Source organism: Acidovorax sp. SUPP3434, assembly GCF_030159015.1.
Classification (GTDB): Bacteria; Pseudomonadota; Gammaproteobacteria; order Burkholderiales; family Burkholderiaceae_C; genus Paracidovorax.
The window spans coordinates 207934-227564 of record NZ_BQXL01000005.1; the positions used below are offsets into that span (position 1 = coordinate 207934).

Below are 19631 nucleotides of genomic sequence, written 5' to 3' on the forward strand. Positions count from 1 at the left end.
CGCGGCACAGCGCGGGGGTGGGGTGCCCAGGGGGCGTGGAACGTACCGTCTCAGCAGCCTGGTGGGCAGCGCCGTTGACGCGGCCGGGCCGGTGTCATGGAATGCGCTGGTCGTCGCCCGCGGGGCCGTCGCCCGGGCCGCGTTTGCGTGGCCACCAGTGCTCGATGCACTCGGCCGCGCGGTCCTTGCCCCCTAAGCCGAAGGCCAGCGCCAGGGCGAACACCGCGCCGCCCAGCACGATGAGGAAACTCTGGCGCACGATGTCGCCGCCGATGCGCAGGTGGTCGAGCGCGATCAGCACGACGAAGGCCACGATCGCGTACTGCGCCAGCTTGCCCAGCAGCACGGTTTCCTTCAGGCCGCTACGGCGGCCCTGCGCGGCCACCATCTCCCCGACGAAGCGGCCGAAGTACGCCCCCAGCGCGAGGATGATGAGCGCGATGAACAGGTTGGGCACGAACCACACCACGCGGCTGAGCAGCGCGGTCACGTAGCTCAGGCCCAGGCCGTTGAAGGCGATGAGCAGCGAGGCGAGGATGACCAGCCAATAGACCAGGATGCCGAAGATGCTGGTGGTGTCGCCCTGCACGCCGCCTTGCTTCAGAAAGCCGTCGAGCCCGGCGCGCTGCGTGAGCACCTGGAAGTTGATCGCGCGCAGCCCGCGGGTCACGGCGAAGCGCGCCGCCTTGGCCACCAGCCAGCCGGCTGCGACGACGAGCAGGGCGATGAGAAGCCGCGGCAGGAATGCGCTGACCTGCAGCAGCATGGCGCGGGCCGGTTCCAGATGAATGCTGAAATTTTCCATGGAGGGTGCCCTCAATTGATCGGGTGAACGTGGACGGTCGTTGGCGGGCCGGGTGACGGGCGCCTACGGTGCCGCAGGGGCGGGCGAGGGCGAGGCCGCGGCGCCGATGAGCGCCAGCAGCCCCTGCAGCGGCACCTGCGCCCAATCGACGCGGTTGCCGAGTTCGTAGCGCAGCTCGTACAGCGCCTTCTCGATCTCGAACAGCGCCACGATGGCGCCGTCCGGCACGGGGGCCACCTCCAGGTGGGTGCCCGGGTGCTGGGTGGCCGGGGCACTGGCCTCGGCGGCATAGGCTTCGAGAAACGCGGCGCGCGCCTCGCGCTCCCATTGCTGGGCCGCTTCGTCCAGGCGCAGCATCTCCTCGGTGGACTGGGTCATGCGCTTGAGCGCGGCCCAACGGGCGTAGTTGAACGAGCGCAGCATGCCGGCCACGTCGCGCAGGGGCGAGCTCTTGGCGCGACGCTGCTCGAAGGTGCGGCCGGGTTCGCCCTCGAAGTCGATGATGACGAAGTCGTTGTCGGTCACCAGCACCTGGCCCAGGTGGTAGTCGCCGTGGTAGCGCGTCTTGTGGCCGGACGGGGTCACGCCGGTACCCTGGCCGATGCGGTCCATGAGGGTGGCGCGCCGGGCCAGCAGGGCCTGGGCATCGGTGCGCGCGGCGGGGGGCAGATCGGCCATGCGTTGCTCCAGCAGCGCCAGCGTGTCGGCCGCCTCGGCCAGGGCGCGCTCATGGAAGGCCTGAACGTCCTGCGCGGTGGCCGGCTCCGGATCGAACGCCGGGTTGCCGGTGCGCAGCGCGAGTGCCCGGTGCAGGCCGGCGGTGCGGCGGCCGAGGGTTCGCACCAGCGCGAGGAAGCCTCCATGCACGTCCGCTGTGGCGCCCGAGGCGATGCGCGTGTCTTCCAGAAACCGCTCCAGGTAGCCCAGGGTGTATTCCCAGCCGTCGCCCTGGTTGGACACGTAGGACTGCACCAGGGCCAGCGTCATGGTCGTGCCGTCGCCCGCGACGTACTCGACCGCGCCGCCCACCGGCACGCAATGCTCGAAGCGCGCGGCCTCGGTCAGGAAGCGGCCCACCTCCAACTCGGGATTGACCCCGTTGCGCACGTGCCGGTAGCCCTTGAGGAACAGCTTTTCGCCCAGGGTGACGACGGTGTTGCTGCTCTGCGCGCCCGGGCGCCCCACGGTGAGGTCGTCCAGCCCCTGCGCCATTCCGGCGAAGGCCACGGTGCTGCGAAAACGCAGCGTGCCGCCGCGGTCGGTTCCCAACTGCTCGTTGGCACCGATGGCTCGCACCACGGCGCGGCAGAAGGCCTCGTCGTGGAACGCGTCGCCCATCACGCCCACGTTGGCCTGCTGGCGCACGCGGGCCACGCCGCCGGGCGAGAGCCGGCGCATGCGCTCTTCATCGCCTTCTTCCCAGGCCAGGGCCAGGGGAACGAAGTACGAGGCGGGTGGCGCGGACGGGGCCTCGACATTCAGGATCGGCAGCATCCATTCGTAGCCGCCATCGGTCTTCCACACGGTGTGGTCCTGGATGCGGGCGCGCTCGATGGCCGTGCCCTTGCCGGCGTACCAGCGCTGCAGTTCGATGTAGCGCGGCAGCGTGTCGGACTCGAATTGCACGCGCATGCGTTCGGCCATGCCGATGCGCCAGGGCATCACGTTTTCGCGGAAGAAGCTGGTCCAGCCGTCGAACAGCACCAGCACCGGGCGCTCCTGCAGGTCGAGCCCGTCTTGGTGCCAGGACGGCACCTGCGCCTCGGTGGACAGGCGGAACCAGTAGAACCCGTAGGAGTGCAGCGTGAGCAGGTAGGGCAGGTCGCCGATGGGCGGGAAGGTGACGCGGCCCAGCATTTCCAGCGGCGCGCGTCCCTTGTAGGTCGACAGGTCCAGCTCCACCGGCTGGGCGGCGCGAGACAGGTTGAACACGGTCAGGATCACGTCGTCGCCGTGTTCGCTGATGTAGGCGAGGATCTTGCGGTTGCCCGGCTTTAGGAAGATGCGCCGGCCACGCCCGAAGGCCCGGCTGGTCTTGCGCACGGCCAGCATGCGCCGGGTCCAGTTGAGCAGCGAGCTTTGGTCGCTGGCCTGGGCCTCGACGTTCAGCGCCTCGTAGCCGTACACGGCATCCATGATGGGCTGCAGATACAGCCGCTGCGGGTCTGCGCGCGAGAAGCCGGCGTTGCGGTCGGGGTTCCACTGCATCGGCGTGCGCACGCCGTTGCGGTCGCCCACGAACACGTTGTCGCCCATGCCGATCTCGTCGCCGTAATAGATGATGGGCGAGCCGGGCATGGACAGCAGCATGCCGTTCATGAGCTTCACGCGGTCGATGTCGTTTTCCATCAGCGGCGCCAGGCGGCGGCGGATGCCGAGGTTGATGCGCGCGCGCATGTCGGCGGCGTACATGGTGTACATGTAGTCGCGTTCCTTGCTGGTCACCATCTCCAGCGTCAACTCGTCGTGGTTGCGCAGGAAGATCGCCCACTGGCAGCCGTCGGGAATGTCGGGCGTCTGCTGCAGGATCTCGACTATGGGGTGGCGGTCTTCCTGGGCGATGGCCATGTACATGCGCGGCATCAGCGGGAAGTGGTAGGCCATGTGGCATTCGTCGCCATCGCCGAAATACTCGCGCACGTCCTCTGGCCACATGTTGGCCTCGGCCAGCAGGAAGCGGTTCTTGTATTCGGCATCGATCGCGGCGCGCAGCCGCTTGATCACCGCGTGCGTCTCGGGCAGGTTCTCGTTGCTGGTGCCGTCGCGCTCGATCAGGTAGGGGATCGCGTCCAGCCGGAAGCCGTCCACGCCCATGTCGAGCCAGAAGCGCATGGTCTTGAGCACGGCCTCCATCACCAGCGGGTTGTCGAAGTTCAGGTCCGGCTGGTGGCTGAAGAACCGGTGCCAGTAATAGGCCTTGGCCACCGGGTCCCAGGCCCAGTTCGACGTCTCGGTGTCGGTGAAGATGATGCGCGTGCCCTGGTAGATCTGGTCGGTGTCGCTCCACACGTAGAAGTCGCGCTCGGGCGAGCCGGGCGGCGCGGTGCGCGCACGCTGGAACCAGGGGTGCTCGGCGGAGGTGTGGTTGATGACCAGCTCGGTGATCACGCGCAGGCCGCGCTGGTGGGCCGCATCCAGCATCTCGCGGAAGTCGTCCAGCGTGCCGTACTGCGGGTGGACGTCTTCGTACTCAGAGATGTCGTAGCCGTCGTCGCGCAGCGGCGATGGGTAGAACGGCATCAGCCAGATCGTGTTGACCCCGAGGTCCTTCACGTAGTCGAGCTTGGCGGTCACGCCCTTGAAGTCGCCCACCCCATCGCCGTTGGTGTCGAAGAAGGCCTTGACGTTGAGTTGGTAGATGACCGCGTCCCGGTACCACTGGGGATCGTCGCTGGTGTCGATCTCCGTGTTTTCGGGGGTGACGGCTGGCTCCGGCTCGGGCAGGGGATGGACCAAAGGTGCGTTCATGGGCGGCTCTTCTTTTTATTCAAAATGGTCGAAGTCGTCGTGGCGGCCGACGCGCCGGCGCACGACGAACACGTGGGCGGGCGAGCGGTGCGGATCCAGCAGCACGTAGTGCGCATCGCCCTGCCAGACGAATCGCTGCTGGCTCAGCAGGTCGTGCATCTGCCAGTCGGTGGGCAGGGGTGCGGGCTGCGAGGCCGGCATGTCGGACGTGGAGGGGTCGGTGGCTGCGATGTCCGTCGCCGACAGCCGCAGCCAGCCCGACTGCGGGTGGTGCGGGTCCAGGTTGACCACGGTGACCACGATGTTCTGGCCGTCGGGGGAGTGCTTCATGTAAGCCAGCAACTGGTCGTTGTCCACATGCAGGAAGCGCAGCCTGTGGTCCGCATGCAGGGCCGGGTTCTCGCGCCGGATCTGGTTCACGCGGGTGATGAAGGCGCGCAGGTTGCCGGGGCGCTCCAGGTCCCAGTGGCGCAGCTGATACTTTTCGGAGTCGAGGTATTCCTCGCTGCCCGGCCCGCGCGGCAGGTGCTCCAGCAGTTCATAGGCCGGGCCGTAGATGCCGTAGTTGGCGGCCAGCGTGGCGGCCAGCACCAGCCGTGCCATGAAGACGGCCGGCTCGCCGCCCTGCAGGTGCTCGTGCAGGATGTCCGGCGTGTTGGGCCAGGCGTTGGACCGGAAATACTCGCGGCCCGGTCCGGTGGACAGCTCGGTGAAGTACTCCGTCAGCTCGTGCTTGGTGTTGCGCCACGTGAAGTAGGTGTACGACTGGGTGAAGCCCCGCTTGGCCAGCCCGTGCATCACCTTGGGCCGAGTGAAGGCTTCGGCCAGGAAGATCGTGTCCGGGTGGTCGCGCTGGATCTCGGCGATCACCCATTCCCAGAACGGAAAGGCCTTGGTGTGCGGGTTGTCCACCCGGAAGATGCGCACGCCCTCGCCGATCCAGTGCTCGAACACGCTTTTGAGTTCGCTCCACAGGCCGCGCCAGTCGTCGCATTCGAAGTTGAAGGGATAGATGTCCTGGTATTTCTTGGGCGGGTTCTCGGCGTACTGCACCGTGCCGTCGGGGCGCCAGCGGAACCAGTCGGGGTGTTCCTTCACGTAGGGGTGGTCCGGTGCGCATTGGAAGGCGATGTCCAGCGCCACTTCCAGGCCCTGCTCCTTGGCGGCCACGACCAGACGGCGAAAGTCCTGCACGGTGCCCAGCTCTGGCAGGATGGCCTTGTGCCCACCCTCCTTCGCGCCGATGGCCCAAGGGCTGCCCACGTCGTCGGGCCCCGCGGCCAGGGCATTGTTCTTGCCCTTGCGCTGCTCCCGCCCGATGGGATGGATGGGCGGGAAATACAGCACGTCAAAGCCCATGGCCGCGATATCGGCCAGCCGCGCCTCGACGTCACGGAACGTGCCGTGCACGCCCGCGGTGGGTGCGGCGGAGCGGGGGAACAGCTCGTACCAGGTGCTGTAACAGGCCCGCTCGCGGTCGGCCCGCAGCGGCAGGGCGTCGGGGTAGCGTACCTCGAGGCGGCGATCAGGGTGGCGGCGCATCGCCGCGGCGGCGGCTTCGTCCAACGCCAGGGCCTTGAGCATTTCTGCATCGCCCTCGGCCTGGGCGCCGCGTTCCAGGGCCTGGGCCCAATCGCTCAGGTCGCTGCGGTCCTGGGCGGCGCTGGCACGCTGGGCGGCCGCCAGGGCTTCCGCCGCGCCCACGCGCGCGGCGATGCGGATGTCCTGCGGGTCCACGCGGCGTTCGAGTTCCCGGCGCCAGGATTCGAACGGGTCCACCCAGGCGGACACGGTGTAACGGTACAGGCCCGGCTCGGGCGGCGTGAAGTCGGCCACCCATTCGTCGTTGCCGCTGGCCTCCATGGCCACTTCGGTGGCGTCTGCGGGGGCCGCAGTGGCGTTGCCATCCCGATCGCGCCACCACTGCAGCGCCACGCGCAAGACGTCGTGGCCGTCGGTGAAGCAGTGCGCGGTGATGCGGGCCGGTTCGCCGGCCACGCGCTTGGCGGCAAAGCGACCGCCATCCACGCAGGGCAGCACGGCTTCGACCACGGCGCGCACGCGGCCGTCTGCGCCGCCGACCGGGGTCACCAGGGTGGACGGGCTCGCTGGCGACGCCGGAGAGGCATTGGCCGCAGGGCGGAAAGAAGAGGGCAGGGTGTCAGGCTTTGGCATGGCGCACAGGCTCCTGTCGGAAGATGAGGGTGGAGAGCGGCGGCAGCGTGAGGCACAGCGATTGTTCCCACTGGTGCGACCGCACAGGCGCGGCCTCCACGCCGCCCAGGTTGCCCCAGCCGGCGCCGCCGAACTCGCGCGCATCGCTGTTGAGCAACTCCTGCCAGTAGCCGGAGGACGGCACGCCCACCAAGTAGTTGGTGCGCGGCACGGGCGTGAGGTTGCAGACCACCAGCACCGGACCGGCGCCGTCTTCCTGCGCCGCCCGATGGCTGGGCTTGCGCAGGAAAGCGATCACGCTCTGCCCAGCGTCGTCGGCCTCCACCCATTGAAAACCCTCCGCCGAAAAGTCCACTTCATGCAGAGCGGGCTCGCTGCGATAGACGCGGTTGAGTTCGCGGATCAGGCGCTGCACGCCACCGTGCAACGGGCTGTCGCACACCCACCATTCGAGTTCGCCTTCATGTGTCCACTCGCGGCGCTGGCCGAACTCGCCGCCCATGAAGAGCAGCTTCTTGCCCGGGTGCGACCACATCAGGCCGAACAGCGCGCGCAGGTTGGCGAACTGCTGCCATTCGTCGCCGGGCATCTTGTTGATCAGCGAGCCCTTGCCGTACACCACTTCGTCGTGCGAGAGCGGCAGCACGAAGTTCTCGTTGAAGGCATACACCAGCGAGAACGTGAGCTTGTGGTGGTGGTATCGACGGTTGACCGGGTCTTCCTTCAGGTAGGCCAGCGTGTCGTGCATCCAGCCCATGTTCCACTTCATGCCGAAGCCCAGGCCGTTCATCTCCACGGGCCGCGAGACCATCGGCCATGCGGTGGATTCCTCCGCGATGCTGACCGTGTCCGGGTGGTCGCGATAGACCGCGCGGTTCAGCAGTCGCATGAACTCGATGGCTTCCAGGTTCTCGCGGCCGCCGTGGCGGTTGGGTATCCACTCGCCGTCCTTGCGGGCGTAGTCCAGGTAGAGCATGGACGCGACCGCATCCACGCGCAGCCCGTCCAGGTGGTACTTGTCGAGCCAGAACAGGCCGGAGGAGATGAGAAAGCTGCGCACCTCGTGCCGGCCGTAATTGAAGATGGCCGAGCTCCATTCGGGGTGGAAACCCTGGCGCGGGTCCGAATGCTCGTACAGGTGGGTGCCATCGAACTCCGCCAGCCCGTGGGCGTCCACCGGAAAGTGGGAGGGCACCCAGTCCAGCAGCACGCCGATGCCGCGCTGGTGCAGGTGGTCCACGAAGTACATGAAGTCCTGCGGGGTGCCGTAGCGCGAGGTGGGCGCGAAGTAGCCGGTGGTCTGGTAGCCCCAGGAGCCGTAGAACGGGTGTTCGGTGATGGGCATCAGCTCCACGTGCGTGAAGCCCAGGGACGTCACGTAGTCCGCCAGTTCATGGGCCAGTTCGCGGTAGTTCATGAACTGGCCGTTTCGGCGGCGCCAGGAACCGGGGTGCATCTCGTAGATGGACATCGGCGCATCCAGCGCGTTGCGCGGCCCGCGCGATGCCATCCAGTCGCTGTCGCCCCATTCGTAGTCGAGCGACCAGATGCGCGATGCGGTGTTGGGCGGCAATTCGGCACACACGGCGAAGGGGTCGGCCTTTTCGAGCACGCGGCCCCCGTTGTGCGACACGATGCGGTATTTGTAGGCTTGGCCGTGCGCGGCGTGGGGGGAGGCTCCCTCCCAGATGCCGCTGCCATCGGGCCGCGCGTGAAGCACATCCGCCTCGGGGTTCCAGCCGTTCCAGTCGCCGATGACCGAGACCGATGCGGCGTTGGGTGCCCAGACGGAAAAGTCCGCGCCGCCGCCTTCGCTGCGCAGATGGCAGCCCATGGCCTGGTAGAGGCGTGAATGCGTTCCTTCGCGAAGGAGATAGGCGTCGTGGGCGGTCAGCAGGGCGGTGTGGGGCAAAGGCACGGGCTTGGATCCTTGGGGGAGTGGGCGCTCCGCGGCGCAGGGCGCGCCAGCGCAACCGATTCACAAAACCCATTGGGGCACGTCCCGCGGGGTCGTCGCTGCGCGGGAGTGGCGCTTGGGTTTGTAGGACAGCGCCTATTCGGCAGGCATTGGGAACGCATGGCCCGATAGTGCCTTCTCCGGCGTGCAGGGGGCCATTCCGCCCCTGCGCGGCAGGGGTCAAACGAGCAGCGCCACGCCCTTGATCTGCGCGAAAACCGGCAGGCCCGGAACCAGCCCCAGGGTGCGTGCCGAGCGCTGGGTGACGCGGGCGAGCAGGGGCGTGCCCTGGGCATCGAGCGCCACCATGGCCAGCCCCGGCCCCTCCTCGCGCAGCGCCACCACCCGCGCCGGCAGCACGTTCAGGACGCTGCTGTGCACCGGCGCGGCCAGCGCCAGCGTCACATCGCGCGCCTGCACCCGAAAGCGCACGGCCGTGCCCGGCGGGTGGGGATGGGCGGTGGCCACCAGCAATGCGCCGCCCCCGGGCAGGCGAACGTTTATGAGCTGGTCCGCCGCGTCGTAATCGTCGACCCTGCCCTCGGCCACGGTCGCCGCTGTGTCGCCCTGGGCGAGCGGCAGGTCCAGCCGCGCCAGGAGGGCCGGCGCGGGGCCGCTCGCCAGCACCCGGCCGCCGCCGAGCAGCACCAGATGCTGCGCCAGCCGGGCCACTTCATCCTGCGCATGGCTCACGTACAGCACGGGAATGTCCAGTTCGCGCTGCAGGCGCTCCAGGTAGGGCAGCACTTCGGCCTTGCGCTGCGCGTCCAGGGCGGCCAGGGGCTCGTCCATCAGCAGCACGCGGGGGCTGGCGGCCAGGGCCCGGGCCATTGCCACCCGCTGGCGTTCGCCGCCCGACAGGGTGCTTGGCTGGCGGGCCAGCAGGGGTTGCAGCCCGAGCAGTTCGACGGCCTGCTCCAGCGACACCTTCCTGCGCGCCGGGGACGTGCGCCGCAGGCCGTACTCGAGGTTGCGGCGCACGTCCAGGTGTGCGAAAAGGCTCGATTCCTGGAACACATAGCCCAGCGCCCGCTGGTGGGTCGGGAGCCACAGGCGCTGTGCGTCGTCCTGCCACACCTGCCCATGAACGGCCACGCGCCCCTGGGCCCGCTCCAGGCCCGCCAGGGCCCGCAGGCAGGTCGTCTTGCCGCAGCCCGAGGGACCGTAGAGCGCCGTGACGCCCCGGCCGGGAAGGGACAGGTCCACGTCCAGCGCGAAGCCGCCCGGGCGCTGCAGCCGCAGGCGGGCCTCTATGGTGCCTTCGCCCGTGCAGGGCAACATTCCCGCACCGGCCGTCATGCCGCGCCCCTGCCGGGCCGTGGGGGCTGCAGCCATTGCAGCAACAGCAGCACCACGAACGAAAACACCACCATGCTCCCCGCCAGCCAATGGGCCTGCAGGTATTCCATGGCCTCCACGTGGTCGTAGATCTGCACCGACACCACGCGCGTCACGCCGGGAATGTTGCCGCCCAGCATGAGCACCACGCCGAACTCTCCCACCGTGTGCGCGAAGCTCAGCACCCCCGCCGAGAGAAAGCCCGACCGCGCGAGCGGCATCCCCACGGTGAAGAAGCGGTCCCACGGGCCCGCGCCCAGCGTGGCGGCGGCCTCCATCGGCCGCGCTCCCACCGCCTCGAATGCCCGCTGCAGCGGCTGCACCGCGAACGGCAGCGAGTACACGACCGATCCCACCAGCAGACCGGCGAAGGTGAAGGGCAGGGTGGCCAGGCCCATCGACTGCATCGCGCGGCCCACCGGGCCGTTGGGCCCCAGGGTGAGCAGCAGGTAGAAACCGATCACCGTGGGGGGCAGCACCAGCGGCAGCGCCACCACCGCCGAGACCGGTCCGCGCCAGCGCGACGGCGTGTGCGCCAGCCACCAGGCCAGTGGCGTGCACAGCACCAGCAGCGTGAGCGTGGTGAGCGCGGCCAGCCGCAGCGTGAGGCCGATGGCGGCCAGGTCCTGCGCAGTAAAGGGCATCGGCAGGGTGTCGGGTCCGGCGGCTCTGACAGGGGCGTGCAGGGGCTCAGAGCCCGTAGCCGTAGGCCCGGATCACCTCGCGCGCCGCGTCGCTGCGCAGGAATTTCATCAGGGCAATGGCGGCGGGCTGGTCCTTGCCCGTAGCGAGCAGGACGGCATCCTGCCGGATGGGGTCGTGCAGCGCCTCCGGCACCTGCCAGGCCGAGCCCTTGGCGATCTTGCCGCCTTCCATGACCTGCGACAGCGCCACGAAACCCAACTGCGCATTGCCCGTGGCCACGAACTGGTAGGTCTGCGCGATGTTCTCGCCCGTCACGAAGCGCGGCTGCAGCCGCTCGCCCAGGCCGAGCTTTTCCAGCGTCTGCACGGCCGCCAGGCCATAGGGCGCGAGCTTGGGGTTGGCGACGGCCAGATAGGTGAAGTCGCCTGTTTTGAGCACCTGGCCCTGGTCGTCCACGTAGCCCTCGCGCGGGCTCCACAGCACCAGCCGTCCCACGGCATAGGTGAAGCGCGATCCCTGCACGGCCTGGCCCTCCTGCTCCAGCCGCGCGGGCGTGGTGTCGTCGGCGGACAGCAGCACCTGGAACGGTGCGCCGTTCTTGATCTGCGCATAGAACTTGCCGGTGGCCCCGAACGACAGCACGGCCTTGTGGCCGGTGGCCTGCTCGAACGCCGCGGCGATCTTCTGCATCGGCGCCGTGAAATTGGCCGCGACGGCGACGGGCACCTCTCCGGCATGGGCCGAAGCCAGGCCCGCCAGGGCCATGCCGGCAGCGGCCAGCAGTCGGATAAGGGGGGAGGCAAATCGCATGGCGCTATTCCTTGGATGAATAGCGGTCGAGTATAGCGACGGGTTTTCCGGGCGGCCCGGGACAGCGCGGCATGATGCGCCCATGACAAAGCGGCTTTCCCTCTCCGATGCGCTGGGCCAGGGCATGGCGGACCGGCGCATCGACATCCTGCGCCAGATCGGCGTGGGCGGATCGATCTCGCAGGCCGCGCGGGCCGTGGGTGTGAGCTACAAGGCGGCCTGGCAGGCAGTGGATGCGCTCACCAACCTGGCGGGGGTGCCCCTGGTGGCGCGCGCCGTGGGCGGCACCGGTGGTGGTGGCGCGCACTTGACCCCGGCGGGGCTCGAATTGCTGAATGCGGCCGATGCGCTGGAGGAGGCTCGCCGCGAAGTGCTCGCGCGGCTGGCGCCCGGCCCGGGTGGCGCGCCGGCACTGGCCCGGCTGGCGTTGCGCACCAGCCTGCGCAACCAGTGGCCCTGCACCGTGCGGGCGCTGGAGCTCCTGGGACCCTTGGTGCGTGTGCACCTGCAGGGCGAGGCGGCGCCCGGCCTGGCGCTGCGCGCGCGCATCACGCGAGAAAGCGCCGAGCTGCTGGCGCTGCGTCCGGGCCTGCCCGTGCTCGCGCTGTGCAAGGCCGCGGCCGTGCGCGTTCAGGCCGGTTTGCCGGCATCGGCTGCCGACAACGCCTGGCCGGCCAGGGCATCGCGCGTGTCGCGCGGGCCGGCAGGCGACGAGGTCTCGGCCACGCTCGATGCCGGGGTGCACATGGTGGGGTTCGCGCCCCCGTCGAGCGGCCTGCGGGCCCGTGCACGCGTGGCGATGGCGGTGGACGAGTCGGCCGTGGTGCTGGCCGTCACGGGGTGACCGAATTTCGACTAGGCCCGGGTCACGGAGCAGTCTTGTCCAGGCTGCGCCGAAGCGCCTCGATGTCATTCGGCTGCAATGGCATGAACTCACGCACCGTGGGGGCTTCCGGCGGGGGGTGGGCGAGTTCGTTTTCGCAGCGATCCAGGTTGCCCCGGATGGCCGCCCGCGTTGCCGCCGAAAGGGTGTAGCGCTCCCGCTCCACGGCCCGGAAGTATTCGGCCAGGGTGAGGTGGGCGCATTGGGTGAGCAAGGGGATCTGTGCGCTGGCTTGATCCAGGCTGAACGCGCTGCAGGGGGGCGGGGAAAGATACAACTGGAACAGCCGCAAATGGGCATCGGGACTGGTGCGGACCACGCGCTGCATGACGGACTCCACCGCGCGCGCGTCGAAGCCGGAAACCTTGTCGCAGTAGGCGTCCATGCTGCGACGCAACTCCAGGCCGATGCGCGCGCCGTGCATGGCTTTCAGATGCCACTCGTAGGCTTGGTCGAAGGGCGGAATGCCTGCCAGGTAATTGCCGTAAGCCCACTGCGCCGGGTTGTCGCCGCTTTCGGCGCGGCGTTGCAACTCCATCAGGCAAAAGCCGTGATACGAGTATTCATCCTGCTGGTCGCAGGTGACGGCGCTATCGATCCACCACCACGCGGTCCAGGCGCCGACCAGCAAGGAAAGGACCAGAGCGATTCGGGTGCCTGCCCCCCATTTTTTCCACCGGCGAATCATCGGCGCTTCCTCATTTCCTGCATCAATGCCCCTTTCAGCAGATCGCCGGTATCGCGCGGAGAGGTCGGGGCCGTTGCAATGGGTTGTCCATCGGGCCCCCAGGTTCGCCATACGCCTGGACGCAACAGGTCGGGCATGGGGAGCATCGCCAATACGCCCGGGAGCTTCTCGAAGGCCCCTTGCCCCACCGCAGAACCGCCCAGCGGGTAATTCCAGGTGGTTGTCGTGGGCGCCGTGACTTGCGTTCGCAACACTTGGGCCAATTCACTTGCGATGCCATCGGACGTGGCTCCCGCATTGCATGCGTCGATCAAAACCGGCTCTCCGTGCCAGAGGCCGCTGCGCCGGATCGTGTCGGCCACTTCCATGCCATGGATCATTCCCTGAATGCTTTTTGCTGTGGCATGGGCAAATACATACACATAACCCGCAACACCCTTTTCCCTGAGTCCGGATTGATAGAGCACCTTATCCCCGGGCTGGATCAGGATGATCTTCTTCCTGATCGGGTCGATGGTCGCGATTTTTCGGACCCTCTTTTGCGAAGCATCGAGGCCTTCGAAGACCTGTTTGATCATTCCCTTTCCTGGTCCATATTGCATTCGCCCGTTGACCACGGGTTCTGCGGGCTCGCTCCGCAGCCATTGTTTCCATGTCATTGAAATTCGATTCGTGATGCCGTGACATGGCGAACCGCACGGGTCTTTGAATGCCACGCTCACGATTCACCTCCCTTTTTTTCTGCCCGTCTTCGCAGGCCGCGGGATGATAGCGGCATGCGCAATGGGGATGGCGGCCGGGGATCGCTGGCCCGCGCCCACGGCTTCATCGGGTGCTCACTCGCCTCCGAAGCGCGGTCGGAATTCCTCGCAGAACGCCGCGTTCCCGCTGATCGAGAGCGTCACCGTATGCCGCGGTGCCGCGGGCGTGCCGGCGGTGGACACGAGGCGCAAGGTGGCCTCGTCGAAAACCAGGGACTGCACGGTGGAGACCTCCCGCACGGCCTGCAGGTCGTAGTCCCAGGCGGCGCCGTCCTCGATGGCGCCGTTCTGGTTCGGGAAAGTGGCGTGGGCCCAGCCCAGCACCTGTGCGATCTCCGCGTGCAGGGCCTGCAAGTGCTCTTCGGTCACGCTGGCCATGGCATCCCAGGTGCCGGTGCCTTCGTCGTCCTCGCTGTAGTCGAATTCCAGGTAGCGCAGGGTCATGGGGTTTCAGGTTCTTGGAAGGAAGCGCCGGGCGCGGCGCGGCAGGGGGCATTTTCGGGCAGGTTCAGCCGCGCTTTGCCACAGAATGTGCAGCGCCCACGCACGTGGGCGGCTCCCTCGATCACCCTTCGCTCCTGTGAACCCCGCCATGCCCGACTCGACGACACCCTCTGCCACCTTGCTGTGCGACGGCCTGCGCTTTGCCCACGCGCAGGGCCCGGCCGTATTCGACGGCTTCACCGCCCATGCCGCGCCGGGCGCGACGCTGGTGCGGGGCGACGAGGGCTCGGGCAAGACCACGCTGCTGCGCCTGCTGGCCGGGGAGCTGCAACCCCAGGGCGGCACCGTCTGGCGGAGCGGGCGAGTGTGCAGCGACCGGGCCGAGAAGGAGGTGGGCGCGGTGTTCTGGGCCGACCCGCGCGCGACGGCGCTCGATGGCACCAGCCCGGCGGCATGGTTCGGTGCGCTGGCCAGCCGCCATCCGGCGTGGGACGCCTCGGCGCTGCAGGCGCATGTGGCGGGGTTCGGGCTGGAGAGCCACCTGCCCAAGGCGATGGAGCAGCTGTCCACCGGCACGCGGCGCAAGGCGCTTTTGGCGGCCGCTTTCGCGTGCGGGGCGCCGCTGGTGCTGGTGGACGAGCCGGTGGCCGGCCTGGACCGCCCGTCGGTGCAGTACCTGCAGCAGGTGCTGGCGCAGCGGGCGGCGCAGGGCGGGCCGGGCACCGTGCTGGTGGCGCACTACGATGCGCTCGCGGGCGTGCCGTGGAACGCGGTCATCGATTTGCCCTGAGGGGGCCCGGCAACGCCGTGCACCGCCCGCCGCCGCGCGGGCTCGCAGCCGGGGCCTTCCCGGCCTACACTGCGATCCTTCTGCGCACTTTTCCTGCTTGTTTCTTTCCCTTCCGTTGCCATTCAGGAGCCTGGTATGGACGCCCTTCTTTTCGCACCCGTGGCTGTGGCGATCGCGCTCACGCCCGGCCCCAACAATTTCTGCGGCCTGAACAACGGCATCCGGGCCGGTGTGGGCACGGCGCTGGTGGCCACCATCGGTCGTGCGGCGGCGTTCGCCATCTTTTTGACGGTGTCCGCCGTGGGTCTGGGCGCGATGCTGCTGGCCTCCGAGGCGGCCTTCACGGTCGTGAAATGGGTGGGGGCGTGTTACCTGTTCTGGCTGGGCTGGAAGGCGTGGCGCAGCCGGGAGTTCGGCGGGCTGGAACTGGTGGAGGGCAGCGAGGCCGCGCCCTCGGCGGCTGCGGTGCCGATCCGCTCGCTGATCCTGCAGGAGTTCCTGCTGGGCATCACCAATCCCAAGGCGATCATCCTGTTCGCCGCGGTGTTTCCCCAGTTCATCGACCCCGCCCAGCCCGCGGCGCACCAGTTCCTGGTGCTGGGCTCGGTGTACCTGATGGCCGAGTTCGTCTCCACCGCCGTGTACGCCACGGGCGGGCGGCAGATCCGCCGGGTGATCCGCTCGCAGCGCGGCGTGGTGCGGCTGAACAAGGCGACGGGCGGATTCTTCATGGGCGCTGGCGGGCTGCTGCTCGCGGCCAACCGCTGACTTTTTGATTCGGCGGGCCGGCTGCGCTTGCTGCCGGGTCGCTTCGCCTCGGCTTCCGTGGCGTTCGGGCGCTACATCGCCTTGAAGCGGTGGGCGTAGAGCCGGCTCACCGCCAGGGTTTCGGGCCGCTCGCGCAGGCGCAGGTGCAACCGGCCCGATTCGTCGCGCACGGCACTGGCGATGCCGCTGGCGCGCACCAGGGTGCCACGGTGCACCTGCCAGAAGGTGCTCGCGTCGAGCTGGGCGGCCAGTTCCTTGAGGGGCGTGCGGATCAGGTACTCCTGCGTGGCGGTCAGCACACGCACGTACTTGTCGGCCGCCTCGAAAACCACCACGTCCGTCACCGGCACCAGGTGGATTTGCGCGCCGCTGCTGGCCTGGATGACGGTGAGCGGGGCGGGGTGCGCCGCCGCCCCGGCCACGCCCGGCGCGGCGGCCCCGGGCAGCGCCACCAGTGCGCGCAGGCGGGCCAGCGTGGCCTCGAAGTCCAGCGCGGCAGGTGCGGCCTGCCGTGCGAGGGTGGACTGCAGCTTCTGGACGGCTTTGCGCAGCCGCTCGGGCTGCACGGGCTTGAGCAGGTAGTCCACGGCCTGGGCCTCGAAGGCCTGCACGGCGTACTGGTCGTAGGCGGTCACGAACACCAGCGCGGGAAAGGGCGTGTCGGCAGGCCAGGCATCGGCCAGCTCGGCGGCTGCCTCCAGGCCGCTCTGGCCCGGCATGCGGATGTCGAACAGGAGCACGTCGGGCCGCAGGTCCAGCGCCTGCTGCACGGCCGCGAGCCCGTCGCCCACGGTGGCGGCGATCTGAAGGTCCGGCCAGGCCTGGGCCAGCTCCTGGCGCAGGGCGGCGGCCAGCAGCGGTTCGTCTTCGGCGATCAGGGCGCGGGGGGCGCGGGAGAGCGGCAGGTTCATGGCAGCGGGGGATTCAAGGGAAATACGGCCCTGGCACATGTTCCACTAGGGCGTTGTGCTATCAAATTAATAGTACCTTGCTCGCCGTACAGCGTGTGCAGCCGCTCGCGCACCTGCTGCAGCCCGAAGCTCTGGCGCACTGGTCCGGGTGGCCCGGGCGGTGCGGTGCTGCCCGAGGCCAGCCCGGCGCCCGAATCCTGCACCCGCAGTTCCAGCAGGCCGTCGGGCAATGGCCGGGCGGCGATGTGGATGCTGCCGCCTTCCACCTTCGGCTCCAGGCCGTGGCGGATGGCGTTTTCCACCAGCGGCTGCAGCAGCAGCGGCGGCACGGGCACGCGGGCGAGCGCCTCGGGCAGGTCGAGCGTGTAGGCCAGGCGCGGGCCCATGCGCACCGACATCAGTTCCAGGTAGTCGCGCAGCCGGGCGAATTCGTCGGCCAGCGGGTGCAGCGTGGCGCGCGAGGCGCCGAGTGTGGCGCGCAGGTAGTCGATCAGGTGGTCCAGCATGGCCTGGGCGCGGGGCGGGTCGGCGGCGATCAGCACGCGCAGGTTGGACAGGGTGTTGAACATCATGTGCGGCTCCAGCTGCGCCTCCAGCAGTTTGAGGCGCGCCTCGGCGGCGTCGCGTTCGACCTCGGCGATCTTGCCTTCCAGAAAGCGCGATTTTCCCTGGGCGTAGAAGAAGAACGACAGCGCCAGGCACGCCAGCACCGTCGTCACCATGGCCGAACTGGGGCCGCCTGCCGACGCCAGGGTCAGGCCGGGATGCATGCTCTCGCGGTAGGCATCGCCCAGGGCCGAGCCGAACTGAAAGCCGATGGAGCCGCCCACCGCGACCAGCGCCCAGCCGCGCCAGCCCAGGGGCCACGGGATGGGGCTATGGCGCGAGAGCCACAGGCGGCCGATGTCGATCAGCAGCCAGCTCGGCAGGCCGATGGCCAGGGAGTACACGAGCTGCACGTCCCACGGTCCCCGGCCGTAGGCGAGCTGGATGCCGGCGATGGCGGCGCAGAACGCGGCGATCACCAGCCCGTGGCGAATGGATTGGCGAAGGCTGAAGTGCTGCATGGCGGCGCTGGAGAAAGGAAAAGCTTCTGGTGGGCCGATTGTGGGGGCACTCCTGGCGGCGGCCGTGCGCCCGGTTAGCGCCGCTGCAGGGCCTGGCGCAGGGCGGCGCGCTCGCGCTCCAGCAGGCGAGCGTGCAGCCGCCCGCCCGGCAGCGCCAGCCACACGGCCGCGCCATGGATCGCCAGGCCCAGGCCCCAGCCCAGTGCGGGAAACACTGCCCAGTGGCGCCCCTGGTAGGCGGCGAGGGCGGCCAGCGCCAGGTTGACGCACAGGTATACGCAGGCGTGCAGCAGCCAGCCCATCTTGGCGCCGGCCCGCTTGCGGGCCAGGCGGTCCAGGTCGTCCAAGCCGTCCAGGGGGGCGAGATCGTCGGGGGTGTGGAAAGCGGGCATGGAGGCTCCTTGGGGATCGGGGTGGGAAGGGATGGCCGCACTGTGCGCCCGGCCGCCCGGTCCGGCCAGCGCCATGCGACGAACCGCCCGCCGCGCGGCGCGAACCGCTGCGCCGGGCGACAGATTTACCTTTCTTCGCACAGCAGCCAGACAATCGGTACGCAGAGCCCCTACGATTCGGCGTGCCCCCCGTGCTGCCCCGCCCGCAGCCCGGGACGGACCTTTTCCGCGACACGCCACGCCAGCCATTTCCATGAATCCACAACCACACGACGCGCCCGTTCCCAACCCGCCGCCTTCCGCCCACCGGTCGCCCTCGCGGCGGTCGCGCTGGCTCGGCACGCTGCTGATGCTGGCCGTGGTGGCCCTGCTGGGCGGCGGCGCCTGGTATCTGGTGCAGCGCAGCACCGCCCCGGCGGGAGCGATGCGGGGCGCGGGCGGTCCCGGGGGGCCAGGCGCACCGGCGGGCCCTGGCGGCCCCGGAGGACCGGGCGGGCCCGGTTTCGGCGGCGGTGGGCGGGCCATGGTCACGGTGGGCGAGGCCACGGCACGGCAGGCGTCGCTGCCGGTGGTCATCGACGCGCTAGGGACGGTCACGCCGGTCACCACGGTCACCCTGCGCCCGCAGGTGTCGGGCGTGCTCACCCAGGTGCTGTTCACCGAAGGGCAGATGGTCAAGAAGGGCCAGGTGCTGGCGCAGATCGACCCGCGTCCCTACGAGCAGGCCCTGATGCAGGCGCAGGGCACGCGCCAGCGCGATGAGGCGCAGCTCGACAATGCCCGCATCACCCTGGAGCGCTACCGCACGCTGCTGTCGCAGGACTCGATCGCGCGCCAGGATGTGGACACGCAGGCCGCGCTGGTCAAGCAGCTGCAGGGCACGGTGATGACCGACCTCGCCCAGGAGAAGACCGCGCGCCTGAACCTCGACTACACTCGCGTCACCTCGCCCGCCACCGGCCGCATCGGCCTGCGCACGGTGGACGCCGGCAACTACGTGAGTGCCGGCGAGGCCACGGGCATCGCCACCATCACGCAGATGACGCCGATCGACGTGCAGTTCTCGGTGCCCCAGGACCGCGTGACCGACGTGCAGGCCTCGCAGCAGGGCGCGCAGCCGCTGGCTGTGACGGCGTTCGACCGCACCCGCACCACCGAGGTGGGCAAGGGGCAGTTCTCCACGCTGGACAATCTGGTGGACACCACCACGGGCACGGTCAAGGCCAAGGCCCGGTTCGAGAACGCCAACGGTGCGTTGTTTCCCAACCAGTTCGTGAACGTGCAGCTCCTGCTGCGCGAGGTGCCGGCCGTGGTGGTGCCGGTGACGGCGGTGCGCACGGGCGCCAATGGCGACTTCGTCTATGTCATCAACGAAGACCGCACGGTGTCGCTGCGCAAGGTCAAGCGTGGCCAGGCGACGGTGGGGCTGATGGCCGTCACCGAGGGCCTGAAGGCCGGCGAGCGCGTGGTGACCGAAGGCGGCGACCGTTTGAAGGACGGTGCCACCGTGCAGCTGCAGGGCGCGCGCGGCCCTGCCTCCGCGGCCAGCGGCGCCGCGGGCGCCCAGCCGCGCCGCGCACGGGCCTCGGGTCCGCGCGGGGAGGGCGAGGCCCGGGGCTTCGGCCCCCGTGGCGAGGGCCGTGGACCGGAAGGCGAGCGCCGCCAGCGCCCGCCGCAGGAGGGCGCCCAGCCCGGGGCCTCCGCCCCGCAGACCCCTTGATGACCGCCC

Annotated in this window: 17 protein-coding genes; 4 read left to right on the forward strand and 13 right to left on the reverse strand. The window is 69.4% G+C overall.

Translation table 11 applies throughout. The features are described from left to right. Positions 1-94 precede the first annotated feature (94 nt). The 7 genes from AVKW3434_RS11375 to modA form a co-directional block, all read right to left on the reverse strand. A complete protein-coding gene (locus AVKW3434_RS11375) occupies positions 95-805 on the reverse strand; it encodes a mechanosensitive ion channel family protein (RefSeq protein WP_284405925.1) in 711 nt (236 codons plus the stop codon). A gap of 63 nt (positions 806-868) precedes the next feature. After that, positions 869-4273, reverse strand: a complete 3405-nt coding sequence (treS, locus tag AVKW3434_RS11380) for a maltose alpha-D-glucosyltransferase (RefSeq protein WP_284405926.1) — start codon at positions 4271-4273, stop codon at positions 869-871. 15 nt (positions 4274-4288) lie between these two features. Then, complete coding sequence (locus tag AVKW3434_RS11385) at positions 4289-6448, reverse strand: alpha-1,4-glucan--maltose-1-phosphate maltosyltransferase (protein WP_284405927.1); 2160 nt, start codon at positions 6446-6448, stop codon at positions 4289-4291. Further along, positions 6435-8360, reverse strand: a complete 1926-nt coding sequence (gene glgB, locus AVKW3434_RS11390; protein WP_284405958.1) for a 1,4-alpha-glucan branching protein GlgB — start codon at positions 8358-8360, stop codon at positions 6435-6437. Before glgB ends, AVKW3434_RS11385 begins: the two co-directional genes overlap by 14 nt. 225 nt (positions 8361-8585) lie before the next feature. Further along, positions 8586-9686, reverse strand: coding sequence for a molybdenum ABC transporter ATP-binding protein (gene modC, locus AVKW3434_RS11395; RefSeq protein WP_502869062.1), 1101 nt, complete (start codon positions 9684-9686; stop codon positions 8586-8588). 14 nt (positions 9687-9700) lie between these two features. After that, on the reverse strand, positions 9701-10387 hold the full coding sequence (gene modB, locus AVKW3434_RS11400) for a molybdate ABC transporter permease subunit (RefSeq protein WP_284405928.1): 687 nt from the start codon (positions 10385-10387) through the stop codon (positions 9701-9703). A 46-nt stretch (positions 10388-10433) separates the two neighbouring features. Next, entirely contained in the window at positions 10434-11198 is a 765-nt protein-coding gene (gene modA, locus AVKW3434_RS11405) for a molybdate ABC transporter substrate-binding protein (protein WP_284405929.1), read from the reverse strand. Positions 11199-11280: 82 nt separating this feature from the next. On the opposite strand from modA, the gene AVKW3434_RS11410 reads away from it, so the two are divergent. Beyond that, positions 11281-12042, forward strand: coding sequence for a TOBE domain-containing protein (locus AVKW3434_RS11410; RefSeq protein ID WP_284405930.1), 762 nt, complete (start codon positions 11281-11283; stop codon positions 12040-12042). A gap of 22 nt (positions 12043-12064) precedes the next feature. Here AVKW3434_RS11410 and AVKW3434_RS11415 read toward each other — a convergent pair whose 3' ends face one another. From AVKW3434_RS11415 to AVKW3434_RS11425, 3 genes are all read right to left on the reverse strand, one after another. Further along, positions 12065-12712: a hypothetical protein gene (locus AVKW3434_RS11415; RefSeq protein WP_284405931.1), complete on the reverse strand. Its 648-nt coding sequence runs from the start codon at positions 12710-12712 to the stop codon at positions 12065-12067. Between the two features lie 53 nt (positions 12713-12765). After that, positions 12766-13347: a DUF8616 domain-containing protein gene (locus AVKW3434_RS11420; protein ID WP_284405932.1), complete on the reverse strand. Its 582-nt coding sequence runs from the start codon at positions 13345-13347 to the stop codon at positions 12766-12768. A gap of 258 nt (positions 13348-13605) precedes the next feature. Beyond that, on the reverse strand, positions 13606-13974 hold the full coding sequence (locus tag AVKW3434_RS11425; protein ID WP_284405934.1) for a hypothetical protein: 369 nt from the start codon (positions 13972-13974) through the stop codon (positions 13606-13608). A 148-nt stretch (positions 13975-14122) separates the two neighbouring features. Between AVKW3434_RS11425 and AVKW3434_RS11430 the strand changes: the two genes are divergently transcribed. Both AVKW3434_RS11430 and AVKW3434_RS11435 read left to right on the forward strand, forming a co-directional pair. Then, positions 14123-14764: an ABC transporter ATP-binding protein gene (locus tag AVKW3434_RS11430; RefSeq protein WP_284405935.1), complete on the forward strand. Its 642-nt coding sequence runs from the start codon at positions 14123-14125 to the stop codon at positions 14762-14764. A 135-nt stretch (positions 14765-14899) separates the two neighbouring features. Further along, positions 14900-15532, forward strand: coding sequence for a LysE family translocator (locus tag AVKW3434_RS11435; protein WP_284405936.1), 633 nt, complete (start codon positions 14900-14902; stop codon positions 15530-15532). Between the two features lie 71 nt (positions 15533-15603). On the opposite strand, the gene AVKW3434_RS11440 is transcribed toward AVKW3434_RS11435, so the two are convergent. The 3 genes from AVKW3434_RS11440 to AVKW3434_RS11450 form a co-directional block, all read right to left on the reverse strand. Next, on the reverse strand, positions 15604-16443 hold the full coding sequence (locus tag AVKW3434_RS11440; RefSeq protein ID WP_284405937.1) for a LytR/AlgR family response regulator transcription factor: 840 nt from the start codon (positions 16441-16443) through the stop codon (positions 15604-15606). After that, a complete protein-coding gene (locus AVKW3434_RS11445) occupies positions 16440-17510 on the reverse strand; it encodes a sensor histidine kinase (protein WP_284405938.1) in 1071 nt (356 codons plus the stop codon). The genes AVKW3434_RS11440 and AVKW3434_RS11445 overlap by 4 nt, the downstream gene beginning before the upstream one ends. 74 nt (positions 17511-17584) lie before the next feature. Next, the gene (locus tag AVKW3434_RS11450) at positions 17585-17902 is read right to left on the reverse strand and encodes a 2TM domain-containing protein (RefSeq protein WP_284405939.1); all 318 of its coding nucleotides are present in this window, start codon (positions 17900-17902) and stop codon (positions 17585-17587) included. 253 nt (positions 17903-18155) lie between these two features. On the opposite strand from AVKW3434_RS11450, the gene AVKW3434_RS11455 reads away from it, so the two are divergent. Beyond that, a complete protein-coding gene (locus AVKW3434_RS11455) occupies positions 18156-19622 on the forward strand; it encodes an efflux RND transporter periplasmic adaptor subunit (RefSeq protein WP_284405940.1) in 1467 nt (488 codons plus the stop codon). Positions 19623-19631 lie beyond the last annotated feature (9 nt).